The organism is Klebsiella sp. K5-306, from assembly GCF_051835185.1.
GTDB classification, from domain to species: domain Bacteria; phylum Pseudomonadota; class Gammaproteobacteria; order Enterobacterales; family Enterobacteriaceae; genus Klebsiella; species Klebsiella oxytoca.
The window spans coordinates 1-4,135 of sequence record NZ_JAIFJY010000044.1; the positions used below are offsets into that span (position 1 = coordinate 1).

5 protein-coding genes and 3 pseudogenes are annotated in these 4,135 nt (G+C 51.0%); 4 read left to right on the plus strand and 4 right to left on the minus strand.

Annotated features, from left to right (window positions below):
* Positions 1–75 (plus strand): annotated as a pseudogene (locus K2184_RS28755) (IS6 family transposase); the annotation flags it as partial.
* A gap of 1,020 nt (positions 76–1,095) precedes the next feature.
* On the opposite strand, the gene K2184_RS28760 reads toward K2184_RS28755, so the two are convergent.
* Positions 1,096–1,422: a C2H2-type zinc finger protein gene (locus tag K2184_RS28760; RefSeq protein ID WP_004201125.1), complete on the minus strand. Its 327-nt coding sequence runs from the start codon at positions 1,420–1,422 to the stop codon at positions 1,096–1,098.
* 181 nt (positions 1,423–1,603) lie between these two features.
* Between K2184_RS28760 and K2184_RS28765 the strand changes: the two genes are divergently transcribed.
* Together K2184_RS28765 and K2184_RS28770 are read left to right on the plus strand one after the other, a co-directional pair.
* Positions 1,604–1,885, plus strand: a complete 282-nt coding sequence (locus K2184_RS28765) for a hypothetical protein (protein WP_001568067.1) — start codon at positions 1,604–1,606, stop codon at positions 1,883–1,885.
* A gap of 53 nt (positions 1,886–1,938) precedes the next feature.
* Entirely contained in the window at positions 1,939–2,550 is a 612-nt protein-coding gene (locus tag K2184_RS28770; RefSeq protein WP_000176305.1) for a DUF2913 family protein, read from the plus strand.
* Here the strand turns inward: K2184_RS28770 and K2184_RS28775 are convergent.
* The 3 genes and pseudogenes from K2184_RS28775 to K2184_RS28785 form a co-directional block, all read right to left on the minus strand.
* Positions 2,547–2,678: pseudogene (locus K2184_RS28775) on the minus strand (ISNCY family transposase); the annotation flags it as partial. The gene K2184_RS28770 and the pseudogene K2184_RS28775 overlap by 4 nt on opposite strands.
* Positions 2,679–2,734: 56 nt before the next feature.
* On the minus strand, positions 2,735–3,727 hold the full coding sequence (locus K2184_RS28780; RefSeq protein WP_001145103.1) for a hypothetical protein: 993 nt from the start codon (positions 3,725–3,727) through the stop codon (positions 2,735–2,737).
* A gap of 48 nt (positions 3,728–3,775) precedes the next feature.
* Positions 3,776–3,931 carry a hypothetical protein gene (locus tag K2184_RS28785; RefSeq protein ID WP_000075580.1) on the minus strand — a complete coding sequence of 52 codons (156 nt, stop codon included), beginning with the start codon at positions 3,929–3,931 and terminating at the stop codon, positions 3,776–3,778.
* Positions 3,932–4,071: 140 nt separating this feature from the next.
* On the opposite strand from K2184_RS28785, the pseudogene K2184_RS28790 reads away from it, so the two are divergent.
* A pseudogene (locus K2184_RS28790) lies at positions 4,072–4,135 on the plus strand (hypothetical protein); the annotation flags it as partial.

Here is a 4,135-nt window from a genome sequence, read left to right on the forward strand (position 1 = left end):
GGCCAGGCCTCAGCATTTTATTATGGTGATCCCCTGGGCGAAATGCGCCTGGTAAGCAGAGTTTTTGAAATGTAAGGCCTTTGAATAAGACAAAAGGCTGCCTCATCGCTAACTTTGCAACAGTGCCATTTTTTCTATGCCCCTGCCCGGGGCTTTTGGCGTTTGTCCGGATTCATGAAATTGCCTGGTTTTTATCCATCTGACGTTCCGGCCGTCGGACCATCGCTGGTTTGAGCACGTATACCCTGTGACGTTCGCACCAGGTTTTCACTTATCCACAAAAACCCGCAAATGAATAAACAGGGAATTTAGCAAAAGGGTAACAGCAAACCTGCAAAATAGTCTTACCCCACTTTTTTAATCCCCTGCATTGCAAGCTGCAGGGAGATCTTTTGTCTTTGCCGGCTCTGTGAATAACTCAGTGAGGCCTTCGCTTACAGCGGCCGCAAGCGTCCGCGTCGCTCAGATAAAAGTAGCGCCCATCGCTTCGCGACGGGCCCCGACCAGAGAACCACATTAGTTACAGCATTCAAAAGGAAATCCGTCATAAAACCGGCGCCGGTTTGCCAGCCAGGAGCCCCTCCCCACCACTGAAAAGCGCCGCCGCCCCCGGCCGAAGGCCGGGAGTAGTGTCGCTTTTAATGATGGGTGTTGTAACTATTCTTCTTCATCGCTGTAGGTGGAGCTGTGGTCAGTTGTTTAGTACACGCTCGTAAGCGGCCCTGCGGCCCGCTAACGCGGAGATACGCCCCGACTGCGGCTAACGCCTTGTCGGGACCACTCCGACCGCGTACAGCAGCTTCTGTATCGTTTTTAGCGGGTTTGTTCTGGGCTTAGCAGTGTGGGGGATTATTACGGCTGAAGCCGTAATGCTTTTTTCGTCCTCGCTTCGCTGCGGGGGTCTCAGGCGCATGGCGCCTCCCATGCGCTGACGCGCATCAAAAACCCGTCCCCTGCGCCACTTGTGTCTGACGCACGCGAGAGTCCGCTGCGGCAAAAAAACAAGAAGAGAGCTAGACGAAGGTCGCTCAGCTCCCCGTAATTTTTTATATACTCACCACGGGGACATTAGATCTGCTTTTGCCAAAAAAACGGCTAGTTTTTTCTGGATTTACCCAAACCAAAGGCACCGGCATTCACTATAAACGAGGCCTTTCTGATCGGCGTATCGATATCAAATATGGGGTTTTCAGCACGCCTTCTTTCAAAGTACTTATTTCTCTCCGATTCATTTTTAAAAGCGCTACCTGTCCTTGCAATCCTCTCCTGAATAAGCATCTTTTCATGCTCAGCCTTTTTGGTTGAGTTGGCCTTAGCGAGATTCTTTTCAAGGGATTTCGTATGCTTTTTTATATGCTTTCTCAACCTAGCTTTATGGCCAAATGAGAGTTTACATATCGGACAAGTGAATAATTCTTCCATAAGCTTCATGAGTGTAAGGGGAAGGTTATATTTACCATAGCATTCCTTGTCCGAACTGCCATGCGATGGTCCACCGGGGCAATGAGGCAAAGCCGTTGTCTGTGGAAGCACTACGCGGCATGATGAGCGTCGCCAGTTGCACACCGGCAAAGACGTGAAACACTTTTAACCGGAGCCAGTCATGCGCGTTGCCGAAAGCATCATCCTCGATGCCCTCACTCGCGGAGGATGCATCAAAACCTTTTACCGCATATCCTCACGGCAGGCTGCTGAATCGGCCACGCGGATACCTGAGGGGTATATTCTGGAGTCGCCCGGCGAGCGGGAAGATATTGTGCTCTCGCGCGCGGACTTTCATGCGCTGGAGAAGCTGCTGGAGCAGAAGGAAACCTGGGAGCAGGTGGTCGGTGTGACCTGTTTTGGTGGGGCAACATGGCAGCTGAGACCGACTGTACAGAGCTGAACAACTGAGATTTAAGACCAGGGAATCAGTAAGACTGAAGGGAGGTATCTGTTATGACGCTGACAGAAAAAACAGGCCATCTGGCATGGTGTGCACTGGTCGCGCTGGCACTGGCCAGACAGGAGCAGGGAGAACTCTCTCCCGCACAGGAAAATCTCTTTCTCACCCGCTGGCTCGCGGCAGCACTGAAGCAACGGCGATTCTCGCGCGATGTGGCACAGGATATCGGGTGGTTACTGAATCAGGGGCGTTTGCTGGGTGTGAGAGCTAAGCTGGCCGACAAACTGGGCTATGTCTGGCGCTCCTGCAGCGGCGAGTTGACTGAACAGAACGACATGTTCCGCCTGACGTATGCGCTGGAAACAGCGAAAGACATGGGCTGGAATTACCGCGTAATGAGCGACAGAGAATGGGCCGGACGATATGCTTTGGTACTCAATCCTGGAGTAAACGGTGTTTATCTCTTACGGACAAACCTTGATGCCGCTTTTGACGACAATGGCCAACAGACAAATCCGCTGACAGTACGTCTGACAGGGAACGTAACTGGGATAATGAAACTGTTAAATCGCTGTGGCTGGCAGGCTGAGCCTGAGTCTGATGCCTCCCTGCCCCACCAGTTTTCACTGATGGCCCGGCAGGGAGTGCCAGGAAAGGGGGATTAGTGGCGGATTTGTGCCAGGTTATCTTCAGTCAGACCGGTCATTTTCATGACAGTATTGCGGTCAATGCCGTTCTGCAGCATGGTACGGGCAATTTTCAGAGTGGCCTGACGCTCACCTTCTGAACGGCCTATTAGCGTGTGCTCCGGTGGTTTGCACATGCGCAAATTTTTCAGCCCAAAGGGGGCTAATCATCACGGGGATTACGTTCAAATCCCCTGCGCCCTCTTGCTGCCCATTCAGCATTGAGTACCACGTAACGCTCCCAGCGTTCACGCAGCTGTGCGAGCTTTAGCGGTACTTCTTTGGTGACAAAGGCTTCCGGTATTTCAAAGTCATCAAGATGCCCTTCCAGGTATACATGTACGCCTTCCAACACATCAATCAGAGTGATGTTGTTACTTTGTTGCCCTTCAAGAAGCGGCCCCTGCCAGCTATGCCAGAAGGCCTGATGGCGCAGACAGCTTTCGTCATTCGCGAGCCTCCATAAATCCATAAAGATTCCTCGTGCAACTTTGAACGGCTGTTCATCAAACTGTTCGATGAGAAAGAAATAACACGGGATCTTGAGCGCGTTAATACGCGCAATTTCAATTTCAGCATCACGGCGCAAGGCAATCAGATTGCTAAAGCGCGAGCGCATACAGGCGACAGGGTTCAATACCCTTACCTTTTCATTCATTTCAGGCATGCCGGGGCCGGTTGCTTCTACATAAAACGGGGCGGTATACAGGTAAAGCTTTTTCCCCTGAAAATCAGAACGGTCAAAGCCTCCGGGGCGGTCGATAATATCCACCACATTTGGCTCGTCAGGCGCATCCGGTACGGCAAATAAGCGTCCATCATCCCGTTTGATATCGTGTGTATCCTGATCGATAAGCATAAACTGCGCAAGGGATGGGGGCTGACCGTCTTTGTTCTCCCACGTCTTAACGTTGAGCGTTTTTGCTATAGCCGCAATATCATCTTTCCGGGCGCTGTAGTCGCAGTCAACAGATGTGGTGAGGCGCTCATCAGGCAATCTGTCGCCGTATTGTGCATGATAATAGGATATCCAGTATTGCACAGCCTGACCGCCAACTGTGATAACGGCATGTTTGAACTGATCAGCGTTGCAGATCAGCTGCTGATTTAGCAGGTACATCTGCTCATAGGGGGGAATAACGTCTTGAACAGGCATAAAAAAACCATCAGCGAATGATGGTTTATTGTGCCTCAAAGTTCAGGATCAGGCAAAAGCGATAGTATGAGCGAATTTGCTACTAGCTGACTTACTGAAGCGGCTTTTCACGGCAGGTTTGTAACCGGCACGACCACGCAAAACCTGCACCGCTACGGCTTCGTAGCGTTCATGCTGCTTTTGTTTAGCTTGTACGGGAGACATAATTTTGTACCTGACGGTAGTTATAAACAAATAAGTTGCAGTAACTATACGTCACGAATCTACGTCACGCAATAGAGGGCACTGTTGCAAATAGTCGGTGGTGATAAACTTATCATCCCCTTTTGCTGATGGAGCTGCACATGAACCCATTCAAAGGCCGGCATTTTCAGCGTGACATCATTCTGTGGGCCGTACGCTGGTACT